Source organism: Streptomyces dengpaensis (assembly GCF_002946835.1).
GTDB classification, from domain to species: Bacteria; Actinomycetota; Actinomycetes; order Streptomycetales; family Streptomycetaceae; genus Streptomyces; species Streptomyces dengpaensis.
This window is the reverse complement of record NZ_CP026652.1, coordinates 4,914,962-4,933,598: the sequence shown is the minus strand read 5'-3', so window position 1 is coordinate 4,933,598 and position 18,637 is coordinate 4,914,962. Positions and strand designations below refer to the sequence as shown.

Here is an 18,637-nt window from a genome sequence, read left to right as displayed (position 1 = left end):
TTCGGAGCTCGGCGGTTCGGAGCTCGGCGGTTCGGAGCTCGGGGACTCGGAGCTCGGGGACTCGGGGACTCGGAGCTCGGGGGCTCGGAGCTCGGGGACTCGGGGACTCGGGGACTCGGGTCAGCCTTCGTCCCCGCTGTCGGCCTTTGTGAAAGCTGCCGATTCCCTTCCCGTGCATCGGCGTTCACGGCTGAATACCAGGCTTGTAGGTGCCTCGTTTGGGCCACACGATGTCATGTCACTGCCAGCGCGACACAACCCCGGGAGCAGCAGCATGTGCGACGACGACCACGGAAACGGAATGGGAAGACGTGCCCTGTTCGTGACGGGAGCGGCTGCCGCGCTTACGTTGGGGAGCGTGACTTTCGCGCAAGGCGCCGACGACCTTCACAACACCGAGACCCGGACGGTGCGCGGCACTCTGCCGCTCGGTTCCCCGGACTTCGTGTACCTGCCCGTCGAAGTCCCGTCCGGCGTACGGGAGATCAAGGTCGCCTACACCTACGAGAAGCCGCCCGTCCCGGCCGGCACCACGGGCAACGCCCTCGACATCGGCATCTTCGACGAGCGCGGCACGGAACTGGGCGGCCGGGGTTTCCGCGGCTGGTCGGGCGGGGCGCGCACGGAGTTCTTCATCCGGGCGGACGACGCGACGCCCGGCTACCTCCCCGGCCCGGTCCGCCCGGGCACCTGGCACATCGCGCTCGGCCCGTACACGGTCGCGCCGCAGGGACTGCCGTACGCGATCACGATCACGCTCACGTACGGGGAGCCCGCCGACGCGGCGAAGGCGACGTACCCGCCCACGCGGGCGAAGGGCCGCGGCCGGGACTGGTACCGCGGCGACTGCCACCTGCACTCCTGGTACTCGGACGGCCGCCGCACCCCCGCGGAGATCGCGGCGCTGGCCCGGGCCGCGGGCCTGGACTTCATCAACTCCTCCGAGCACAACACGCACTCGGCGCACGCGCATTGGGCCGCGGAGGCCGGCGACGACCTGCTGATCATGGTGGGCGAGGAGGTGACGACGCGCAACGGCCATGTGCTGGCGCTCGGCACCGAGCCCGGAACGTTCATCGACTGGCGCTACCGCGCCCGCGACAACCGCTTCGGCCGGTTCGCGCGCCAGATCCGCCGCGCCGGGGGCCTGGTCGTCCCGGCTCACCCGCACGCCACCTGCATCGGCTGCAACTGGAAGTTCGGCTTCGGGGAGGCGGACGCCGTCGAGGTGTGGAACGGCACGTACACCCCCGACGACGAGGTCGCCCTCGCGGACTGGGACAACATGCTGGTCTCGTCCGTACGCCAGGGCCACGACTGGATCCCGGCGATGGGCAACAGCGACGCCCACCGCGACCCCGACCCGGTCGGCACCCCCCAGACGGTCGTCCTCGCCGACGACCTCACCCGCGAGGCCATCCAGGAGGGCATCCGCGCGGGGCGGTCGTACGTGGCCGAGTCGAAGACGGTGTCGCTCGCGTTCTCGGCGACGGGCTCGAAGGGGGAACACGCGGGGATCGGCGAACGCTTGCGCGTGGACCGCGACACCCCGGTGACGGTCCGCCTGGAGGCCACCGGCGTCCCGCGGTGCACGGTCCGCTTCGTCACCGACCAGGGCGTGCTGTTCACGAGCGCGCCGCTGCCGGTGTCCGGATCCGGGACGGTCGAGTGGAGGACGACGGCTTCGTACGCGTCGTATGTGCGGGCGGAAGTGCGGCATGAGGTGGCGGTGGGTCCGCTGCCGGGGGCGCTGGCGGCGTTCACGAATCCGGTCTTCTTGGGGGACTGATCAGGAGCGGTGCCGGCGGACGTGACGGCGCCGCGCGTTTCACTGCGCCGCGTCGAACCAGGGCCTGTCGGCGGCCCAGTGCCTGACCCATCCGGCGAATCCGGGCTCCCCCGTGGTGAAGCCGAACTCGGCGCCGAAGGGGACCGCGCCCTCACCGCAGATGTTCCAGATGTGCCCGCGGTGCGGCCCGGGCTCCTTGGCGAACTCTGGTGGGACGCTCGGGTCCGAGTCCCACACCGCCACACAGACCCCGCCGGGCTCGGCCCCGGGGAACGAAGATGCCCACGGCCGTCCCCAGGGTGGTGAGCGGCACCGCGTGCCGTGCGAGGGCGATGAGGCCCACCCACTCGACGGCGGTACGCCGGGGAGCGGTGACGAGGTCGGCGGGGTCGGCACGCGTCACCCCGGCCACACCACCGCCTGTACCTCGCTGTACGCATGCAGCGCGTACGAGCCCACATCGCGGCCGACCCCGCTCTTCTTGAAGCCGCCGAACGGGGCCTCCATGTTGCGGCCGACGGTGTTGATGCCGACGCCGCCTGCGCGGAGCCGGCGCGCTACGCGGAAGGCGCGGGCGATGTCGCTGGACCAGACGTAGTCGATGAGGCCGTAGTCGGAGTCGTTGGCGAGGGTGATCGCCTCCTCCTCGTCGTCGAAGGGGAGGACGACGACGACCGGGCCGAAGATCTCCTCGCGGACCACCCGCATGTCCGGGGCGCAGTCCGCGAGAAGCGTCGGGGCGACGTAGAAGCCGCTGGAGAGGGCGGGGCGTACGCCGCCCACGACCACCCGCGCGCCTTCCTTCCGCCCCAGCTCGACGTACGACTCGACCCGGTCGCGATGGGCCGCCGAGATGACCGGGCCGACGACCGTCCCCCGCTCCCGCGGATCGCCCACCTTCAAGTGCCCGGCGTACTCGGCCAGTTGCCCGACGAGCCGGTCGTGCACGCCCCGCTGCACGAGCACCCGCGTCGGCGCCGTACAGATCTGCCCGCTGTAGAACGAGAACGTCGTGCCGATCCCCGACACCGCCGACTCCAGGTCGGCGTCGTCGAAGACGACCGCCGCGCCCTTGCCGCCGAGTTCCATCAACTGCCGCTTCATGCCGCGCCCGCACACCTCGGCGATGCGCTGTCCGACCGCCGTCGAGCCGGTGAAGCTGACCATGTCGACGTCGGCGCAGTCGACCGCGGCCTCGCCGGCCTCCGCCCCGGAACCGCTGACCACGTTCACCACGCCCGGCGGAGCGCCCGCCGCCTCCAGGGCCTCCGCCATGCGGTACACCGACAGAGGATCCTGGGGTGCCGGTTTCACCACCACCGTGTTGCCCATGGCCAGCGCGGGCGCGATCTTGCCGACCGGGTTCGCCCAGGGGTTGTTGTACGAGGTGACGCAGGTGACCACGCCCACCGGCTGGCGTACGGCCAGCGCGCCCATCACGGCCGCCTTGCCGAAGGGGCCCGCCTCGTTGATCTGCGGTGGCAGCGCCCATTCCGCCGGCTCGACCTTCGCGTACCGGCGGAAGCGGGCCGCCCCGACCCCCACCTGCATGCCGCGCGCTGTCGCCGTCGTCGCGCCGCTCTCGGCCTGGGCGAGTTCGGCGTACGGGACGAAGTGGCGCTGGATGACGTCCGCCGCGCGGGCCAGTACCGCCGCGCGCTCCTCGGCAGGAGTGCGCGACCACGCCTCGAAGGCCTCGCGGGCCGCCGCGGCGGCCGCGTGCACCTGATCCCGCGAGGCCTCCGGAGCCAGACCGACGACACCCTCGGTCGCCGGGTCGATCACCTCGTAGTAGCCGTGGTCGGGCACCACCCACGAACCGCCGATGAACAAGCGCTGCCCGTCCCTCATGTGGTGCTCACCGTCCGCGTGTCCCGCCCGGAGCGGAGCACCTTCCCGGGCACGGAACCCGTCACCGTGTCCTCCCGGATGGCCTCAACTCCGTTGACCCACACCGCCGTTATGCCGACGGCCTTGGAGTCGAGCCGCGGGCTGTCGCCCGGCAGGTCGTGCACCAGGGTGGCCTTGCCGGCGTCGATCCGTTCCGGGTCGAAGAGCACCAGGTCGGCATGCCACCCCTCCTCGATACGCCCGCGCTCCCGCAGCCCGAACAGCCGCGCCGGGTCGTCCGTCAGCATCTGCACGGCCCGCTCCAGCGTCACCAGCTTCCGGCCGCGCAGACAGTCGCCGATGAACCGGGTGGTGTACGGGGCTCCGCACATGCGGTCCAGATGGGCGCCCGCGTCGGAGCCGCCGAGCAGGACGTCCTGGTGCTGCCAGGTCTCGGCACGCAGCGCCCACGACGCGGGGTCGTTGTCGGTGGGCATCGGCCACAGCACCGTACGCAGGTTGTCGTGGGTGCAGATCTCGACGAGGCACGCGAACGGCTCCTGGCCGCGCTCGGCCGCGATGTCCTTGACGACCCGCCCGGTCAGGCCCTCGTTCGCCGCGCTGTACGTGTCCCCGATGACGTACCGCCCGAAGTCGGCGAGCCGCCGGAAGACGCCCGCCTCCTTACTCTCGGCCTGCCGCAGCATCTCGGCCCGTACGTCCGGGTCACGCAGCCGGGCGATCCGCTCAGGGACGGGCAGCCCCAGGATCGGCCCCCACCCGGGGATCAGGTTCAGCGCGCAGAAGGTGCCGAGCGACATGTTCATCGGCGTGAGGATCGGCATGGTGAGCGCGACGACGCGGCCGCCCGCCTTGCGGGCGCGCTCGCTCGCCTCCAGCTGGCGCGGGACGCGTCCGGGGACGGCGGCGTCGATCGTCAGGACGTTCCAGTTGAGCGGGCGGCCCGCCGCCGCGCTCATCTCCACGAACAGGTCGATCTCGGCGTCGCTGAACTGGTCGAGACACCCGGCCACGATCGCCTCGATCTGGGTGCCCTCGTGCTCCCCCACGGCCCTCGCCAGGGCGAGCAGTTCGGAGGGCTTCGCGTGCCGGGAGGCGACCGGCCTCCCGTCGCCGTCGGAGTGCGTGGAGGACTGGGTGGTGGACAGCCCCCAGGCACCGGCGTCCATCGCCTCGTGGAAGAGCGCGAGCATCTCGCCCAGCTGCTCCTGGGTCGGCTGCCCGCCCACCGCCTCCGCGCCCATCACATACCGCCGCAGCGCGCAATGCCCCACCATGAAGCCCGCGTTGACGGCGATCCGCCCCTCCAGGGCGTCCAGGTACTCGCCGAAGGTGTGCCAGTTCCAGGGCGCGCCCTCCTCCAGGGCGACCAGGGACATGCCCTCGACCTTGGACATCATGCGGCGCGTGTAGTCGGCGTCTTCGGGCCTTGCCGGGTTCAAGGGGGCGAGCGTGAACCCGCAGTTGCCGCCCGCGACCGTCGTGACCCCGTGGTTCAGGGACGGGGTGGCGTACGGGTCCCAGAAGAGCTGGGCGTCGTAGTGGGTATGCGGGTCGACGAAGCCGGGGGCGAGGACGAGACCGTGCGCGTTCTCGGCGGACCGGGCCTCCTCCGTGACGTGCGGACCGATGGCCGCGATGCGTCCGTCCCGTATCCCCACATCCGCGGTGTACGCGGGCGCGCCCGTGCCGTCCACGACGGTCGCGCCCTTGACCAGATGGTCGAGCATCTTCCCAGCACCCCCTTGTGCGGACTGCTACGCGGACTGCGGACTGCTACGCGGACTGCCGGAACCGGGTCGTCCGATGCACCGGATCCGTGTCGATCTTCGGAAGCACGTGCTCGCCGATCAGCCGGATCGTCTGGAGGGTCTCCTCCTTCGGCACCCCGACCGGCAGCCCGAAGCTCAGCTGGTCGGCCCCGGCCTGCTCCCAGCGCTTGCACTGGGTCAGCACCTCGTCCGGGTCGCCGCAGATCAACAGCTCCTCCTCGATGAGGAGTTCGACGAACTCGGCGTTGTACTCGGGCAGCGTCTCCGGCCAGACGGGGAAGCCCTCGGGGCGCGGGAAGGTGTCGTGATAGCGGAAGACGAGGGAGGGCAGGTAGTGCAGCCCGCCGCCGACCGCGATCCGTATCGCCTCGTCGTGCGTCGGGGCGCAGATGGCGGTGGTCGTCACCATCACGTTGTCGTTGACGAAGTCCCCGACCGGCTCGGCGTCGACGATCGCGGTCTTGTACTGCTGGAGCACCCACTCCATGTCGGCGACCTTCTGCACGCTGAAGCCGAGCACGCCGAGTCCCTTGCGGGCGGCCATGGCGTACGAGGGCGGCGACCCGGCGGCATACCACATGGCGGGGTGCGACGTCCCGTACGGCTTCGGCAGCACCTTGCGCGGCGGGAGCTGCCAGTGCTTGCCCTGGAACCCGGCGTACTCCTCCTGGAGCCACATCTTCGGGAACTCGGCGATGGTCTCTTCCCAGATCTCCTTGGTGTAGTTCATGTCGGTGATGCCGGGGAGGAAACCGAGGATCTCGTGGCTGCCGGCGCCGCGCCCGCTGCCGAACTCGAAGCGGTTCTCGGTGAGATGGTCGAGCATGGCGACCTTCTCGGCGACCTTCACCGGGTGGTTGACCTGGGCCAGCGGGTTGAAGATCCCGGAGCCGAGGTGGATGCGGTCCGTCGCGTGCGCCAGATAGCCGAGGAAGACGTCGTTCGCCGACAGGTGGGAGTACTCCTCCAGGAAGTGATGCTCGGAGGCCCAGGCGTACTTGAAGCCGGACTTGTCCGCCTGGATGACGTACTCGGTCTCCTCCATCAGCGCCTTGTGCTCCGCGAGCGGATCGGTCTCGGCCCGCTTGCCCACGTATCCCTGTACAAAGAGCCCGAATTCCAAGGAGATTCACCGTCCCCAGTATTTTCCTCTGACGTACCGTCAGATTCCATCTGTCGCCGACTGTTCCACCGCGCACAGGGAGCGTCAATACCTGACGCTGCGTCAGAGAACGCTCACCCCCGCCAGCCAGCCCCCGTCGATCACGAACGGCTGCCCGGTGATGTACGAGGAGTCCTCGCCGGTGAGGAAGAGGGCGAGGCGGGCCACCTCTTCCGGGCGCCCGATCCGGCCGAGCGGCACGAGCTTGCCGTACAGCTCGTCGAGCGCCTTGAGCATGTCCTCGGCGTTCCCGCCGGGGTCCAGCTGGGCCGGGTTGGACATCGCGGTGTCGATGGCGCCGGGGCACATGGCGTTGACGCGTATCCGCCGGCGGGCCAGCTCCATGGCGGCGACCCGGGTGAGCCCGAGGATCGCGTGCTTGGTCGCCGCGTAGGTGCCCACCGCCGCCATGCCGGTCATCGCGGTGTACGAGGCGGTGTTGACGATCGTGCCGCCCCCGGCCGCGGCGATCTCCGGTGCGACGCACTTGATCCCGAGGAAGCAGCCCACCTGGTTGACCTGCACGACCTGCATGAACTCGTCGAGGGGCGTGTCGAGGAGGGCGTTGAAGCGGAGAATGCCGGCGTTGTTGACGAGCCCGTCGATGCGGCCGTACGCGCTCTTCGCGACCGCCACCGCCGTGTGCCAGTCGGCCTCCTGACCGACGTCGAGATGGACGTACCGCGCGCCGATCTCCTTGGCGAGGGTCTCCCCCTGGTCGTCGAGCACATCCGCCACCACGACCTCGGCGCCCTCCTCGGCGAAGAGCCGCGCCTCCTGCTCACCCTGCCCGCGCGCCGCACCGGTGATGAGGACGACGCGTCCGTCCAGCTTGCCCATGGCTGACTCCCTAGTCGAGTTGGGGTGCGACTTCCGAGCCGAACGCCGCGATCTGGTCGGTGAGTTCGGTACGACCGCGGCTGCGGAACCGCACCTGGATCTGGTGCACACCCATGGCGCGGTACGCCCGCAGCGACTCGGCGAGGGCTTCGGGGGCGCCATGGATCGTGCGCCGCCCGACGCGCCAGCAGGGCTCACCGACGTACAACGGCTCGGTGATGGCGCCGATGGTCACGGGCTCCTCGACACCTGCCTCGGCGCGCAGGCGCCGCAGCCGGGCGATCTGCGCGGGCAGCCGGTCGCGCGGATCGCCCTGCGGCAGCCAGCCGTCCCCTTTGACGGCGGCCCGGCGTACGGCGGCGGGCGAGGAACCGCCGACCCACACGGGCACGCGCTCCTGCACGGGCCGGGGCCGCTGCCCGAGCCCTTCGAAGTCGTACAACTTCCCGTGATGGACAGGGAATTCATCAGGCCCGAGGGCCGCCTTGAGCGCGTCGATCGACTCGTCGAGCACTGCTCCCCGTTGCCGGAAGTCCACCCCGACCGCCTCGAACTCCTCCTCCACGTGCCCGGCGCCGACCCCGAGGATGAGCCGTCCGCCCGAGAGGTGATCGAGGGTGGCGTACTGCTTGGCCGTGACGAGCGGATGCCGCAGCCCGACGATCGCGACGTGACTGAGCAGCCGTACTCGCTCGGTCACAGCAGCGAGGTGGGCGAGGGTGGCGACGGGGTCGTACCAGATGGTGCCCATCGCGGGGGCGAGACGGCGCGGGATGGCGACGTGGTCGCAGACGGCTATGTACGCGAAGCCGGTGCGGTCGGCGGCGCGGGCGATCTCGACGAGGTCGGCGGGACCGGCGCCGGCTTCCCAGGGTTCGGCGTACAGGGTGCTCTGCGACTGGACGGGAAGCTGCATCCCGTAGAGCAGGCTCATGGGGCGCCGTCCCACAGGCCGTCCTCCGTCAGCCCGAGCAGCTCGATGGCGTTACCTCGTACGATCCGCTCCACAACGTCGGCCTCCAGGTGCCCCATCTGCGCCTCGCCGACCTCCCTGGACCTGGGCCAGGTGGAGTCGGAGTGGGGGTAGTCGGTCTCGTAGAGGACATTGCCGACGCCGATGGCGTCGAGGTTCCGCAGGCCGAAGGCGTCGTCGAAGAAGCAGCCGTAGACGTGGTCGGCGAACAGTTCGGACGGCGGCCGGTGGACCTTGTCGGCGACGCCGCCCCACCCGCGGTTCTCCTCCCAGACCACGTCGGCGCGTTCGAGGATGTAAGGGATCCACCCGATCTGACCTTCGGCGTACATCACCTTGAGGTTCGGGAAACGCTCGAACTTCCCGCTCATCAGCCAGTCCACCATCGAGAAACAGCAGTTGGCGAAGGTGATGGTGGAGCCGACGGCGGGCGGGGCGTCGGCGGACGTGGACGGCATGCGGCTCGACGACCCGATGTGCATGGCGATGACCGTGCCGGTCTCGTCGCACGCGGCGAGGAACGGGTCCCAGTCGTCGGTGTGGACGGAGGGCAGCCCCAGGTGCGGCGGTATCTCGGAGAAGGCCACGGCGCGTACGCCACGGGCGGCATTGCGGCGTACTTCGTCCGCCGCAAGAACGGGGTCCCAGAGGGGGACGAGCGTGAGCGGTATGAGACGACCGCGGGCGGCCGGCCCGCACCACTCCTCCACCATCCAGTCGTTGTAGGCCTTGACCCCCAGCAGTCCCAGCTCACGGTCCTCGGCCTCGGTGAACGTCTGCCCGCAGAACCGCGGGAAGGTGGGGAAACAGAGCGCGGACTGGACGTGGTTGACGTCCATGTCGGCGAGACGCTGGGGGACGTCGTACGAACCCGGTCGCATCTGCTCGTACGTGATGATGTCGAGCTTGATCTCGTCCCTGCTGTAGCCGACGGCGGTGTCGAGGCGGGTGAGCGGCCGGTGCAGATCCTCGTACACCCACCAGTCGCCGATGGGCCCGTCGTCGCCCGGGACGCCCATGACGGGCGCGAACTTGCCGCCCAGGAAGGTCATTTCCTTCAGCGGTGCGCGGACGATGCGGGGCCCGGTGTCCTGGTACTTCGCCGGGAGGCGGTCGCGCCAGACGTCCGGCGGCTCCACGGTGTGGTCGTCCACGGAAATGATGTCGGGGAAGGCGGCAGGGGTGTTGGTGGTCTCCATACGGGTCACGGTAGCGCCGATCTGACGGTCCGTCAGCTGTTGCGATGCGGGGCTTTGGCGGCTACGGCCGAGCGAACCTGCGCGAAAGTGTGGGGAGACCATGTGAGGACGTTGTGGTGTACCGTGCGGCGCCCTGTGATCGCTGTCTCGCACGGCTGACGCATCCGCCGTGAACAAGGCAAACTGGCCTCGTTGTACTGACGGTTCGGTGGGTTCGGTTGGGTTTCGGCAGGGGCAGCGATGGACGATGTGCCGCGAGTACCGGAGCAGTCGCGTCCCGGCTCTGAGGAGCCCGCGGCGCTGCGCTTCGGCGTGCTCGGGCCGGTGCGCGCCTGGCGCGGGGAGAATCCCCTGCCTGCGGGGTCCCCGCAGCAACGCGCCCTGCTGGCCGCACTCCTGCTCCGCGAGGGCCGCACGGCGACGGCATCCGAGCTCATCGACGCGCTGTGGGGGGAAGAGCCCCCGTCCCAGGCACTGGCCGCCGTACGGACGTACGCGTCGCGCCTGAGGAAGGCACTCGGAACCAACGTCCTGGTCAGCGAGTCGGGCGGCTACGCGATCCGCCTGACCCCGGGCGTCGGCACGCTGGACCTCGCCGAGGCCCAGGAACGGGCATCCGACGCGGAGAAGGCGCGGAACACCGGGGATCTCTGCAAGGCCCGCGAGCTGCTGCGCCACGCGCTCGGCACGTGGGACGGCGAGACGCTGGCGGGCGTGCCGGGCCCGTACGCGGAGAGGCAGCGCACGCGCCTGGAGGAATGGCGCCTCCAACTCCTTGAATCTCGGCTGGACATGGACCTGGAGCAGGGCTGCCACGCGGAGGCGGTCTCCGAGCTGACGGCGCTGACGGCGGCGCATCCGCTCCGCGAGCGGCTGCGCGAACTGCTGATGCTCGCGCTGTACCGCAGCGGCCGCCAGGCCGAGGCCCTGGCGGTGTACGCGGACACGCGACGCCTGCTGGCCGACGAACTGGGGGTGGACCCTCGGGCGGGCCTGAAGGAACTCCAGCAGCGCATCCTGCAGGCGGACCCGGGCCTGGCGGAACCGTCCGCCCCGGCGGCCGAACCCGCCGCGGCCCCGGTCCGCCCCGCTCAACTGCCCGCGACCGTCACTGACTTCACGGGCCGAGCCTCCTTCGTCCAGGAACTGAGCGACGTCCTGGCCTCCGCCTCCTCCGCCGAAGGCCGCGTCATGGCGGTCTCGGCGCTGGCCGGGATCGGGGGCGTGGGCAAGACGACCCTGGCGGTGCATGTGGCACACCAAGCGCGGAGCTCGTTCCCCAACGGGCAGCTGTACGTGGACCTGCAGGGCGCGGGGTCGCGGGCTGCGGAGCCGGAGACGGTGTTGGGCGCGTTCCTTCGCGCCCTGGGCACGGCGGACCCGGCGATCCCGGACTCCCTGGAGGAGAGGTCGGCCCTGTACCGCTCGGTCCTGGACGGCCGCCGGGTACTGGTCCTGCTGGACAACGCGCGGGACGCGGCGCAGGTACGTCCGCTGCTGCCGGGGACGGAGGGCTGCGCGGCGCTGGTGACGTCGAGGGTGCGGATGGTGGACCTGGCGGGCGCGCATCTGGTCGACCTCGACGTCATGTCCCCCGAGGAGGCACTCCAGCTCTTCACGAAGATCGTGGGCCAGGAACGGGTCGCCTCCGAGCGCGAAGCCGCCCTGGACGTGGTGGCGGCGTGCGGCTTCCTCCCCCTGGCGATCCGCATCGCGGCGTCACGCCTGGCCGCGCGCCGTACGTGGACCGTATCGGTACTCGCGGCCAAGCTGGCCGACGAGCGCCGCCGCCTGGACGAACTGCAGGCCGGCGACCTGGCGGTCAAGGCGACCTTCGAGCTGGGGTACGGCCAGCTGGAACCGGCCCAGGCCCGCGCCTTCCGTCTGCTGGGGCTGGCGGACGGGCCGGACATCTCGCTGGCGGCCGCGGCGGCTGTGCTGGATCTTCCGGTGGATGACACCGAGGATCTGCTGGAGTCCCTGGTGGATATGTCGCTGCTTGAGTCGGCGGCTCCTGGTCGGTACCGGTACCACGACTTGGTGCGGCTCTACGCGCGTGCTTGTGCGGAGAGGGATGAGCAGCCGCCGGGTGAGCGGGGTGCGGCTATGTCCAGACTGCTGGACTTTTACTTGGCTACGGCGGCACGGGTGTACGCCATTGAGCGCCCTGGGGACCGGACCGTGGATCACCTTGAGGTAACCCGGCACCCTGGCCAGGAGTTCAGCGATGATGGGAAGGCGCTGGACTGGCTGCACTCCGAGGCGGCTTGCATTCTGGCGTGCGTTCAGCAGTCCCTCGGGCCGGAAACGTTGCGACGAGGGGTTGATCTCCTCTTGGCAGCCAAGGACTTGACGGAATCCGGTGCCAGTTCGCTGACCTATGAAGCCGCGACCAGAGCCGCGCGGGACGCCGCGGACGCTCTGGGCGACGCCCACGCTGCGGGCCGTTGTCGAGTCACGCTCACTCAAGTGCTCAGCACGGCGGGGCGTTTCGACGAAGCCGCCGAAGAGGCCGAGCGGGCCACTGCACTGGGCCAAGCTGCCAAGGATCCCTGGACCAGCGGTAACGCGCCCAACGAGCTGGGCATCATCGCCATCTGCAGGAACGAGCACGCCGCCGGCGAAGCCCATCTCCTCAAGGCGATCGACTCCTTCCGCGCCGATGGCAACCGCCCCGGCGAGGCGAGTGCCCTGTGCAACCTTTCACGTGTCCTCGTCTCCATGGACCGCACCTCGGCGGGGATAGAACTCGTCCAACAGGGGATTGCGATCTACGACGAGCTGGGCCTGACTGTCCGGCTCGCCAACGCGAGGTACGCCCTCGGAATCGCCCTCGGCTACGCGGGCCGCGGCAACGAGGCACTGCAACAGCTGACGGAAGCCCTCACAATCTTCATCGAGAACCGCCAGCGCCTCTGGGAAGGAACCACTCACTTCCGCATCGCTCAGGTCCACCTAGCCGCCCGCAGGCCGGCCAAGGCGGCACAGCACGCCGAGCAGGCTCTCAGCACGGGCTGCATCGGCGGCGACTGGATGCGCGCGAATGTGCTCACCCTCCTCGGAAGGGCGCTCGAAGGTCTGGGGCAAGTGGACCGCGCGCGGGCTTGCTGGAACGAGGCGCTCACCATTCATGAGCAGTCGGGGGCGCCCGAGGCGGCCGAACTGCGCAGCCTCCTCAACCCCATCGCAGCGGCCTGAGGCGGTACCGGGCGGCGTTCATCGAACGTTTATGGGCAACTGCCAGTCTCGGTACATCGAGCCGTCGCGTCGGGGGGCAGACGGATCGGCGTGGGCCTCACTTATATGGTGAACGGCCCAGGAGCGCCCGTTCGGCGACCCACGGGGGAGTTGCCGAACGGGCGCTCCGTACAGAAGACCTTCAATTCCATGGGAGTTCTCAGCAATGAGCGATGCCAAGAAGAACGAGGACATCACCACCCTGGACAGCCACGCGCCCGTTCCGCCCAGCGCGGACGCCGTCGCCACCACGGATGACAGTCACGCGCCCGCGCCAAGTGGGGACTCCATCACCACGATGGACAGCCACGCGCCCGTCCCCCCCAGCGGGGACGCCATCACCACCCTGGACAGCCACGCACCCGTCCCGCCGGCGCTGGACCTGGACAACAAGTAGACCTCCATCCCGACGGGGATCGGCCGCGGCGGCGCGGAGGGGGAGCCGTCGCGGCCGAGGCGTGTCAAGGGGGAGGTTCAGGTCGATCCATGGCGGGAGCCGTTCGACTGACTCGAACAATCGTCCCCCCTGACGCTAGCGTCACTCGGTGTTCGGAAGTCCCCTCCCCAACAGGAGCCGAGATGACCCGCACCAAGAAGATCGTCGCCACCATCGCCCTGGTACTGGGCGCCACCGCCGCCGCCGCGAGCCCGGCGCTGGCCGACAACAGCGTGCCGGTGAGCCCGCAGGACACGGTCGCGGCCCCATTGGACAGCCACCAGCCCTGACAAGCACCTCACCGATGGGGCCGCACACGTCAGATGTCACCCGGCAGAAGCCGGAACGCCCCCTCCCCCGTGAGGGGCCGCATCATGCGGAAGTGGCGCTCCGTGGTGAAGATCGAGGTGGTCTGGAAGGCGGCCGCCAGGACCACGTTCATGGCGTCCGCGAGCCCAACTCCCTTGCCGCCTCCGGCGTCTTCATAGCCACGCATCACCGCCATCGCGCCACGAAGGTGCGGCGCCGCGTCCGGCATCTCGAAGCGCCGCGCCTCCGCCTGGCCGGCGATGAAGTCCAGGGCGTTCATCGACGCTCTGGGGCCCACCCGCTCCGTGAGCAGGTAGTCGAGTTCGGTGAGGACCATAGGCGACACGACGAGATGACCGACCTGAGCGAGAGCCTCGCGGTGTGCGGCATGGCGCGGGTCCTTCGGCGTGAACAGGCGGTAGAGCGCGTTGGTGTCGGCGATGGCCACGGCGACCTCAGTCATTACCTGCGCCCATTCCTCGCAGCGTCTCGTCGATCTCGTCGTCGCTCAGCGCCGGTCCGCCCAGGTCAGGAAGGTCGAGCAGCCCCATGGGGTCGGTCCTGAAGGCATACGCGGGCCGCCCCGTGCGAACCCCGCCTCGCACCCCGTGCGGAACGATGTCCCCTATCGGCACACCGTCCTTGGTGATGGTGACCGTCTCCCCCGCCTCGACGCGGGCCATGACGCGCGAGGTCTGCTGATTGAGCTCCCGGAGCGGGACTTCCCTGTTACTGCCCATACAGCGAGCGTACTACGCGTTCTACACCCTCGCCTGGCGCGCCGATGCATCGGTAGCCCCGGGCCCCCTCACCACCCCCGCAACTCCCCCTTGACCACCTTCCCGCTCGCGTTCCGCGGTAGCTCCCCCACGAACTCCACCACCCGCGGCACCTTGTAGTTCGCCATCTCCCGTCGCGACCACGCGATGAGGTCGTCGGCCGTCACGACGGCACCCGCCCGGCGGACCACGAACGCCTTGCCGACCTCGCCCAGGCGTCCGTCAGGGACGCCGATCACCGCCACGTCCGCCACATCGGGATGCAGGCCCAGCAGCTGCTCTATTTCCGCCGGGTACGCGTTGAAGCCGCCGACGATGAACATGTCCTTGATGCGGTCCGTGATGCGGAGATTGCCGTCGGCGTCCGTCACCCCCACATCCCCCGTCCGCAGCCACCCGTCCTCCCCCAGCACCTCCGCCGTCGCCGCCTCGTCCTCGTAGTAACCGCGCATGACGTTGAAGCCGCGGACCAGGACATCGCCGGGCGAGCCGAGGGGTGCGTCGACCCGTATCTCCGTGCCCGGGATCGCGCGGCCCGAGGTCGAGGCGATCACCGACGGTGGGTCGCCGCGGCGGCACATCGTGACGATGCCGCTTGCCTCGGAGAGGCCGTACGCCGTCAGGACCGTGCCCACGCCGAGTTCCGAGCGCAGGCGTTCCACCAGGCGCAGCGGCACCACCGCCGCGCCCGTCACGACCAGCCTCAACGCCGAGAGGTCGTACGCTTCCCGGGAGGGGTGGTCCAGCAACGACTGGTGGAGGGTGGGCGGGCCGGGGAGGACCGAGACGCGTTCCGACGCGACGTTCGCGAGCACCGTATCCACGTCGAACACCGGCTGCGGGATCATCGTCGCCCCGCGCATCAGGCAGGCCACGATGCCCGCCTTGTAGCCGAAGGTGTGGAAGAAGGGGTTCACGATCAGGTAGCGGTCGCCCCGCCTCAGCCCGGCCAGCTCGCTCCACACCTCGTACGCCCTCAGCGTCTGCGCGTGGGTGATCACCACGCCCTTCGGGCGGCCCGTGGTCCCCGAGGTGAAGATGATGTCCGAGGGGGAGGAGCCGGACAGGGCCGCCTCCCGCCTGAGTACCTCCGCCGTCCCTACCCCCTCCCCGCCCGCCAGGAAGTCCTTCCAGGTACGGAAGCCGGCGGGGGCGTCGTCCGCGAGCACCACCGCCTGTTCCAGGTGCGGGAGGCCGGGCAGAGGACCCTCTCCCGGGCCGTCGCCCGCCGCTCGGCGCAGGGACGCCACATACGACGTCCCCAGGAAGGTTCCCGTCACGAAGAGCAGGCGCGCCCGGCTCCGCTCAAGGACATACGCCGCCTCACTCCCCTTGTAGCGCGTGTTCAGGGGGACCAGTACGGCCCCCGCCGACACCGCGCCGAGGGCGGAGACGATCCAGTCGAGGGTGTTCGGGGCCCAGATGGCGACGCGGTCGCCCCTGCGCACCCCGCTCGCCATGCACGCCGCCGCCGCGCGTTCGACGCGGGCGCCCAGCTCCTCGTACGAGATACGGGTACGGCCCTCGACGACCGCCTCGCGGCCGGCGAAGCGCGTCGCCGCCGACCGCACCAGTCCCGGGATGCTGCCCCACTCCAGGTCTCCGCGCACAGCCGACCTCCCGCCCACTAGCTGACTACCCGTCAGATTAGCTGTAGCCTGACGCCCTGTCAGCCACCGGGAGCATCAGGACGTCTGCGGAGGTGTACGACGCATGCCAGGGATCAAGGACGCCACAGCCGTCGTCGGGATCGGGCAGACCCCCTTCGCCAAGCAACTCCCCGAGTCCGAGAAGGCCTTGGCCTGCCGGGCGATCCTCGCCGCCCTCGACGACGCCGGGATCGCGCCCGCCGAAGTCGACGGGCTCGCCTCCTACACCATGGAGGAGACGGACGAGGTGGAGGTGGCCAAGGCCGTCGGTCTTGGCGACCTCACCTTCTTCAGCAAGGTCGGGTACGGGGGCGGCGGCTCCTGCGCCACCGTCGCGCATCTCGCCGCCGCCATCGCCGCCGGTCAGGCGACGGTCGGCGTCGCCTGGCGGTCGCGGAAGAGGGGGTCCGGGCCGCGTCCGTGGAAAAACACGGCCTCCCAACTGCCCACCCCGGCCCAGTGGACCCGGCCCTTCGGGCTCCTCCGGCCCGCCGACGAGATCGCCATGCTGGCACGCCGCTACATGCATGAGTACGGGGCCACACGGGACCACCTGTTCCATGTCGCCCTCGCCTGCCGGAACAGGGCCAACCAGAACCCCGCCGCGATCATGTACGAGCGGCCCCTCACCCGGGAGATGTACATGACCTCCCGGTGGATCAGCGAGCCCCTCTGCCTTTACGACAACTGCCTTGAGACCGATGGCGCGTTGGCATGTGTCGTCGTGTCCGCCGAGCGGGCCCGGGACTGCCCGCAACGGCCCGTGTACGTCCACTCCGCCGCCCAGGGGCTGCCCGCCCAGCACCACGGCATGGTGAATTACTGGAACGACGACCCGCTCACCGGGCCTGCCTGGACCGCCGCCCGACACCTGTGGAAACACGCCGACTTCACGCCGGACGACGTGGATGTGGCGCAGATCTACGACGCGTTCACGCCGCTGATACCCCTGTCCCTGGAGGGCTACGGCTTCTGCGGCAGGGGCGAGGGCGCGGCCTTCACGGAGGGGGGCGCGCTGGAGATGGGAGGGCGGCTGCCCATCAACACCGGCGGGGGCGGGCTCTCCGAGGCCTACGTCCACGGCTTCAACCTCATCAACGAGGGCGTGAAGCAACTGCGGGGCACCAGTACCGCGCAGGTGCCCGGGGCCGCCACCTGCCTGGTCACGGCGGGGGAAGGGGTCCCGACCTCCGCCCTTCTCCTGAGGAGTTGAGATGCTGACACCTGTCGTCGACGACGACGGCGCGCCCTTCTGGCAGTACGCCGCCCAAGGCGAACTCCGCGTCCAGGCGTGCGCCGACTGCGGCGAGCTCCGTTTTCCGCCCCGGCCCTGCTGCCCGCACTGCCGCTCCTTCGCGAGCGAGTGGCGCAGGATGAGCGGGAGGGGGCGCGTGTGGTCGTACGTCATCCCGCATCCCCCACTGCTTCCCGGCTACGCGGAGCAGGCCCCGTACAACGCGATCGTGGTGGAGCTGGTAGAGGCGCCGAGGATACGGCTCGTGGGGAATCTGGTGAGTGGCCCCGGAGAGCCTCTCAACTCCCTTTCCCCGGAACGGATTCGGATCGGGGCGCGCGTGCAGGTGGTCTTCACGGACAGCGATGGTGTGTCCGTACCCCGCTGGGTCCTGGAGCGGCCATGAGTGGTGGAGGCCTGCGCGTTGCCGCCGACAAGGACACCGGGGTCGCCGTCCTCACCCTCGACCGGCCCGAGAAGCTCAACGCCATCGATCTCGACCTGGCCGCCGAACTTGCCGTCGCCTGGCGGGAGTTCCGGTACGACGACACCGTACGGGCCCTCGTCATCACCGGGGCGGGCACGCGGGCCTTCTGCACGGGGATCGACCGGGACGTGGTCGTGCAGCAGCCCAACTCTCCCTACATGGTGGACGATCCGCTCGTCGCGATCGGGCCGAAGGCGAACGACCTGTGGAAGCCCGTCATCGCCGCCGTGGAGGGGATGGCCTGCGGGGGCGCCTTCTATCTCCTCGGGGAGTCGGAGTTCGTCGTCGCCGGCGAGAGCGCGACCTTCTTCGATCCGCACACCACCTACGGGATGGTCAGCGCGTACGAGTCCATCTCCATGGCGCAGCGGATGCCGTTCGGGGAGGTGGCGCGGATGGCGTTGATGGGGACGGCCGAGCGGGTGTCCGCGCGGCGGGCGTATGAGGTGGGGCTGGTGTCGGAACTCGCGCCGGACGGTGGGGCGTTGGCGGCGGCCGTCTCGTGTGCCGGCGTGATCGCCTCGTATCCGGCGGAGGCCGTGCAGGGGACCGTGCGGGCGTTGTGGCTGGCCAAGGAGGCCGCACGCGCGCAGGCCCTCGCCCACGCGCCCCAGCTCATCTCTCTCGGGAATCTTCCCGCACGGCGCCAGGAGGAGCTGTTCCGCGGGAGGGGGCGGGAGTACCGCGTACGGTGATCCGGCCCCCTCCCCGGCCCGCTCCTCCGCCTCTCAACTCGCCGGTGTGGCCTTCGGGCCGAGGTCGCATGCGTCCACCGAGGCGACCAGAGCCTGGGAGGTACCCCCAGAGCGGGGGGACCCCCATCGTCCCTGGGGGCTGCCGCCCCCAGACCCCCGCTTCGGCCTGGACGGCCTCGTCCTCGAACGCCGGACGGGCTGAAACCTTCGCCGCCCGGGGATGGG

At 70.4% G+C, this 18,637-nt stretch carries 16 protein-coding genes and 1 pseudogene; 7 read left to right on the top strand and 10 right to left on the bottom strand.

The window, feature by feature from the left end:
* The first annotated feature begins 274 nt into the window (after nucleotides 1-274).
* The gene (locus C4B68_RS22920; RefSeq protein ID WP_180289326.1) at nucleotides 275-1,789 is read left to right on the top strand and encodes a CehA/McbA family metallohydrolase; all 1,515 of its coding nucleotides are present in this window, start codon (nucleotides 275-277) and stop codon (nucleotides 1,787-1,789) included.
* Between the two features lie 39 nt (nucleotides 1,790-1,828).
* On the opposite strand, the pseudogene C4B68_RS22915 reads toward C4B68_RS22920, so the two are convergent.
* The 7 genes and pseudogenes from C4B68_RS22915 to C4B68_RS22885 form a co-directional block, all read right to left on the bottom strand.
* Nucleotides 1,829-1,978, bottom strand: a pseudogene (locus C4B68_RS22915) (SMI1/KNR4 family protein); the annotation flags it as partial.
* 210 nt (nucleotides 1,979-2,188) lie between these two features.
* Nucleotides 2,189-3,640 carry an aldehyde dehydrogenase family protein gene (locus tag C4B68_RS22910; protein ID WP_099504169.1) on the bottom strand — a complete coding sequence of 484 codons (1,452 nt, stop codon included), beginning with the start codon at nucleotides 3,638-3,640 and terminating at the stop codon, nucleotides 2,189-2,191.
* Nucleotides 3,637-5,370, bottom strand: coding sequence for an N-acyl-D-amino-acid deacylase family protein (locus C4B68_RS22905; RefSeq protein ID WP_099504167.1), 1,734 nt, complete (start codon nucleotides 5,368-5,370; stop codon nucleotides 3,637-3,639). Before C4B68_RS22905 ends, C4B68_RS22910 begins: the two co-directional genes overlap by 4 nt.
* A gap of 46 nt (nucleotides 5,371-5,416) precedes the next feature.
* The gene (locus C4B68_RS22900; RefSeq protein WP_099504165.1) at nucleotides 5,417-6,535 is read right to left on the bottom strand and encodes an LLM class flavin-dependent oxidoreductase; all 1,119 of its coding nucleotides are present in this window, start codon (nucleotides 6,533-6,535) and stop codon (nucleotides 5,417-5,419) included.
* 102 nt (nucleotides 6,536-6,637) lie between these two features.
* On the bottom strand, nucleotides 6,638-7,414 hold the full coding sequence (locus C4B68_RS22895) for an SDR family NAD(P)-dependent oxidoreductase (RefSeq protein WP_099504163.1): 777 nt from the start codon (nucleotides 7,412-7,414) through the stop codon (nucleotides 6,638-6,640).
* Nucleotides 7,415-7,424: 10 nt separating this feature from the next.
* Nucleotides 7,425-8,348 carry an LLM class F420-dependent oxidoreductase gene (locus tag C4B68_RS22890; RefSeq protein ID WP_099504234.1) on the bottom strand — a complete coding sequence of 308 codons (924 nt, stop codon included), beginning with the start codon at nucleotides 8,346-8,348 and terminating at the stop codon, nucleotides 7,425-7,427.
* Nucleotides 8,345-9,586: an amidohydrolase family protein gene (locus tag C4B68_RS22885; RefSeq protein WP_099504161.1), complete on the bottom strand. Its 1,242-nt coding sequence runs from the start codon at nucleotides 9,584-9,586 to the stop codon at nucleotides 8,345-8,347. Before C4B68_RS22885 ends, C4B68_RS22890 begins: the two co-directional genes overlap by 4 nt.
* 240 nt (nucleotides 9,587-9,826) lie before the next feature.
* On the opposite strand from C4B68_RS22885, the gene afsR reads away from it, so the two are divergent.
* The 3 genes from afsR (at nucleotide 9,827) to C4B68_RS42035 (ending at nucleotide 13,549) form a co-directional block, all read left to right on the top strand.
* On the top strand, nucleotides 9,827-12,784 hold the full coding sequence (gene afsR / locus C4B68_RS22880) for an SARP-family global regulator AfsR (RefSeq protein WP_099504159.1): 2,958 nt from the start codon (nucleotides 9,827-9,829) through the stop codon (nucleotides 12,782-12,784).
* A gap of 205 nt (nucleotides 12,785-12,989) precedes the next feature.
* Nucleotides 12,990-13,220 (top strand): sigma-like protein, encoded by a 231-nt coding sequence (locus C4B68_RS22875; RefSeq protein ID WP_099504157.1) that lies wholly within the window; start codon nucleotides 12,990-12,992, stop codon nucleotides 13,218-13,220.
* Nucleotides 13,221-13,402: 182 nt separating this feature from the next.
* On the top strand, nucleotides 13,403-13,549 hold the full coding sequence (locus C4B68_RS42035; RefSeq protein WP_167459143.1) for a hypothetical protein: 147 nt from the start codon (nucleotides 13,403-13,405) through the stop codon (nucleotides 13,547-13,549).
* A gap of 29 nt (nucleotides 13,550-13,578) precedes the next feature.
* Here C4B68_RS42035 and C4B68_RS22870 read toward each other — a convergent pair whose 3' ends face one another.
* The 3 genes from C4B68_RS22870 to C4B68_RS22860 form a co-directional block, all read right to left on the bottom strand.
* The gene (locus C4B68_RS22870) at nucleotides 13,579-14,031 is read right to left on the bottom strand and encodes a PIN domain-containing protein (protein ID WP_099504155.1); all 453 of its coding nucleotides are present in this window, start codon (nucleotides 14,029-14,031) and stop codon (nucleotides 13,579-13,581) included.
* Nucleotides 14,024-14,308 carry a type II toxin-antitoxin system Phd/YefM family antitoxin gene (locus C4B68_RS22865; protein WP_099504153.1) on the bottom strand — a complete coding sequence of 95 codons (285 nt, stop codon included), beginning with the start codon at nucleotides 14,306-14,308 and terminating at the stop codon, nucleotides 14,024-14,026. The genes C4B68_RS22870 and C4B68_RS22865 overlap by 8 nt, the downstream gene beginning before the upstream one ends.
* Nucleotides 14,309-14,376: 68 nt before the next feature.
* Nucleotides 14,377-15,957, bottom strand: a complete 1,581-nt coding sequence (locus C4B68_RS22860; RefSeq protein ID WP_099504151.1) for a FadD3 family acyl-CoA ligase — start codon at nucleotides 15,955-15,957, stop codon at nucleotides 14,377-14,379.
* A 103-nt stretch (nucleotides 15,958-16,060) separates the two neighbouring features.
* Here C4B68_RS22860 and C4B68_RS22855 point away from each other — a divergent pair, with 103 nt between their 5' ends.
* Genes C4B68_RS22855 through C4B68_RS22845 form a run of 3 tightly spaced genes read left to right on the top strand, consistent with a single transcriptional unit; the run spans nucleotide 16,061 to nucleotide 18,412 of the window.
* Nucleotides 16,061-17,209 carry a lipid-transfer protein gene (locus tag C4B68_RS22855; RefSeq protein ID WP_099504149.1) on the top strand — a complete coding sequence of 383 codons (1,149 nt, stop codon included), beginning with the start codon at nucleotides 16,061-16,063 and terminating at the stop codon, nucleotides 17,207-17,209.
* Nucleotide 17,210: 1 nt separating this feature from the next.
* On the top strand, nucleotides 17,211-17,636 hold the full coding sequence (locus tag C4B68_RS22850; protein WP_099504147.1) for a Zn-ribbon domain-containing OB-fold protein: 426 nt from the start codon (nucleotides 17,211-17,213) through the stop codon (nucleotides 17,634-17,636).
* Nucleotides 17,633-18,412, top strand: a complete 780-nt coding sequence (locus C4B68_RS22845) for an enoyl-CoA hydratase/isomerase family protein (RefSeq protein WP_099504145.1) — start codon at nucleotides 17,633-17,635, stop codon at nucleotides 18,410-18,412. Before C4B68_RS22850 ends, C4B68_RS22845 begins: the two co-directional genes overlap by 4 nt.
* The last annotated feature ends 225 nt before the right edge of the window (nucleotides 18,413-18,637 follow it).

Coding starts and splice junctions, on each gene's coding strand:
- C4B68_RS22850 (WP_099504147.1), top strand. CDS start 17,211: ATGCTGACACCTGTCGTCGACGACGACGGCGCGCCCTTCTGGCAGTAC.
- C4B68_RS22855 (WP_099504149.1), top strand. CDS start 16,061: ATGCCAGGGATCAAGGACGCCACAGCCGTCGTCGGGATCGGGCAGACC.
- C4B68_RS22875 (WP_099504157.1), top strand. CDS start 12,990: ATGAGCGATGCCAAGAAGAACGAGGACATCACCACCCTGGACAGCCAC.
- C4B68_RS22870 (WP_099504155.1), bottom strand. CDS start 14,031: ATGACTGAGGTCGCCGTGGCCATCGCCGACACCAACGCGCTCTACCGC.
- C4B68_RS22845 (WP_099504145.1), top strand. CDS start 17,633: ATGAGTGGTGGAGGCCTGCGCGTTGCCGCCGACAAGGACACCGGGGTC.
- afsR (WP_099504159.1), top strand. CDS start 9,827: ATGGACGATGTGCCGCGAGTACCGGAGCAGTCGCGTCCCGGCTCTGAG.
- C4B68_RS22885 (WP_099504161.1), bottom strand. CDS start 9,586: ATGGAGACCACCAACACCCCTGCCGCCTTCCCCGACATCATTTCCGTG.
- C4B68_RS22910 (WP_099504169.1), bottom strand. CDS start 3,640: ATGAGGGACGGGCAGCGCTTGTTCATCGGCGGTTCGTGGGTGGTGCCC.
- C4B68_RS22865 (WP_099504153.1), bottom strand. CDS start 14,308: ATGGGCAGTAACAGGGAAGTCCCGCTCCGGGAGCTCAATCAGCAGACC.
- C4B68_RS22890 (WP_099504234.1), bottom strand. CDS start 8,348: ATGAGCCTGCTCTACGGGATGCAGCTTCCCGTCCAGTCGCAGAGCACC.
- C4B68_RS42035 (WP_167459143.1), top strand. CDS start 13,403: ATGACCCGCACCAAGAAGATCGTCGCCACCATCGCCCTGGTACTGGGC.
- C4B68_RS22905 (WP_099504167.1), bottom strand. CDS start 5,370: ATGCTCGACCATCTGGTCAAGGGCGCGACCGTCGTGGACGGCACGGGC.
- C4B68_RS22920 (WP_180289326.1), top strand. CDS start 275: ATGTGCGACGACGACCACGGAAACGGAATGGGAAGACGTGCCCTGTTC.
- C4B68_RS22895 (WP_099504163.1), bottom strand. CDS start 7,414: ATGGGCAAGCTGGACGGACGCGTCGTCCTCATCACCGGTGCGGCGCGC.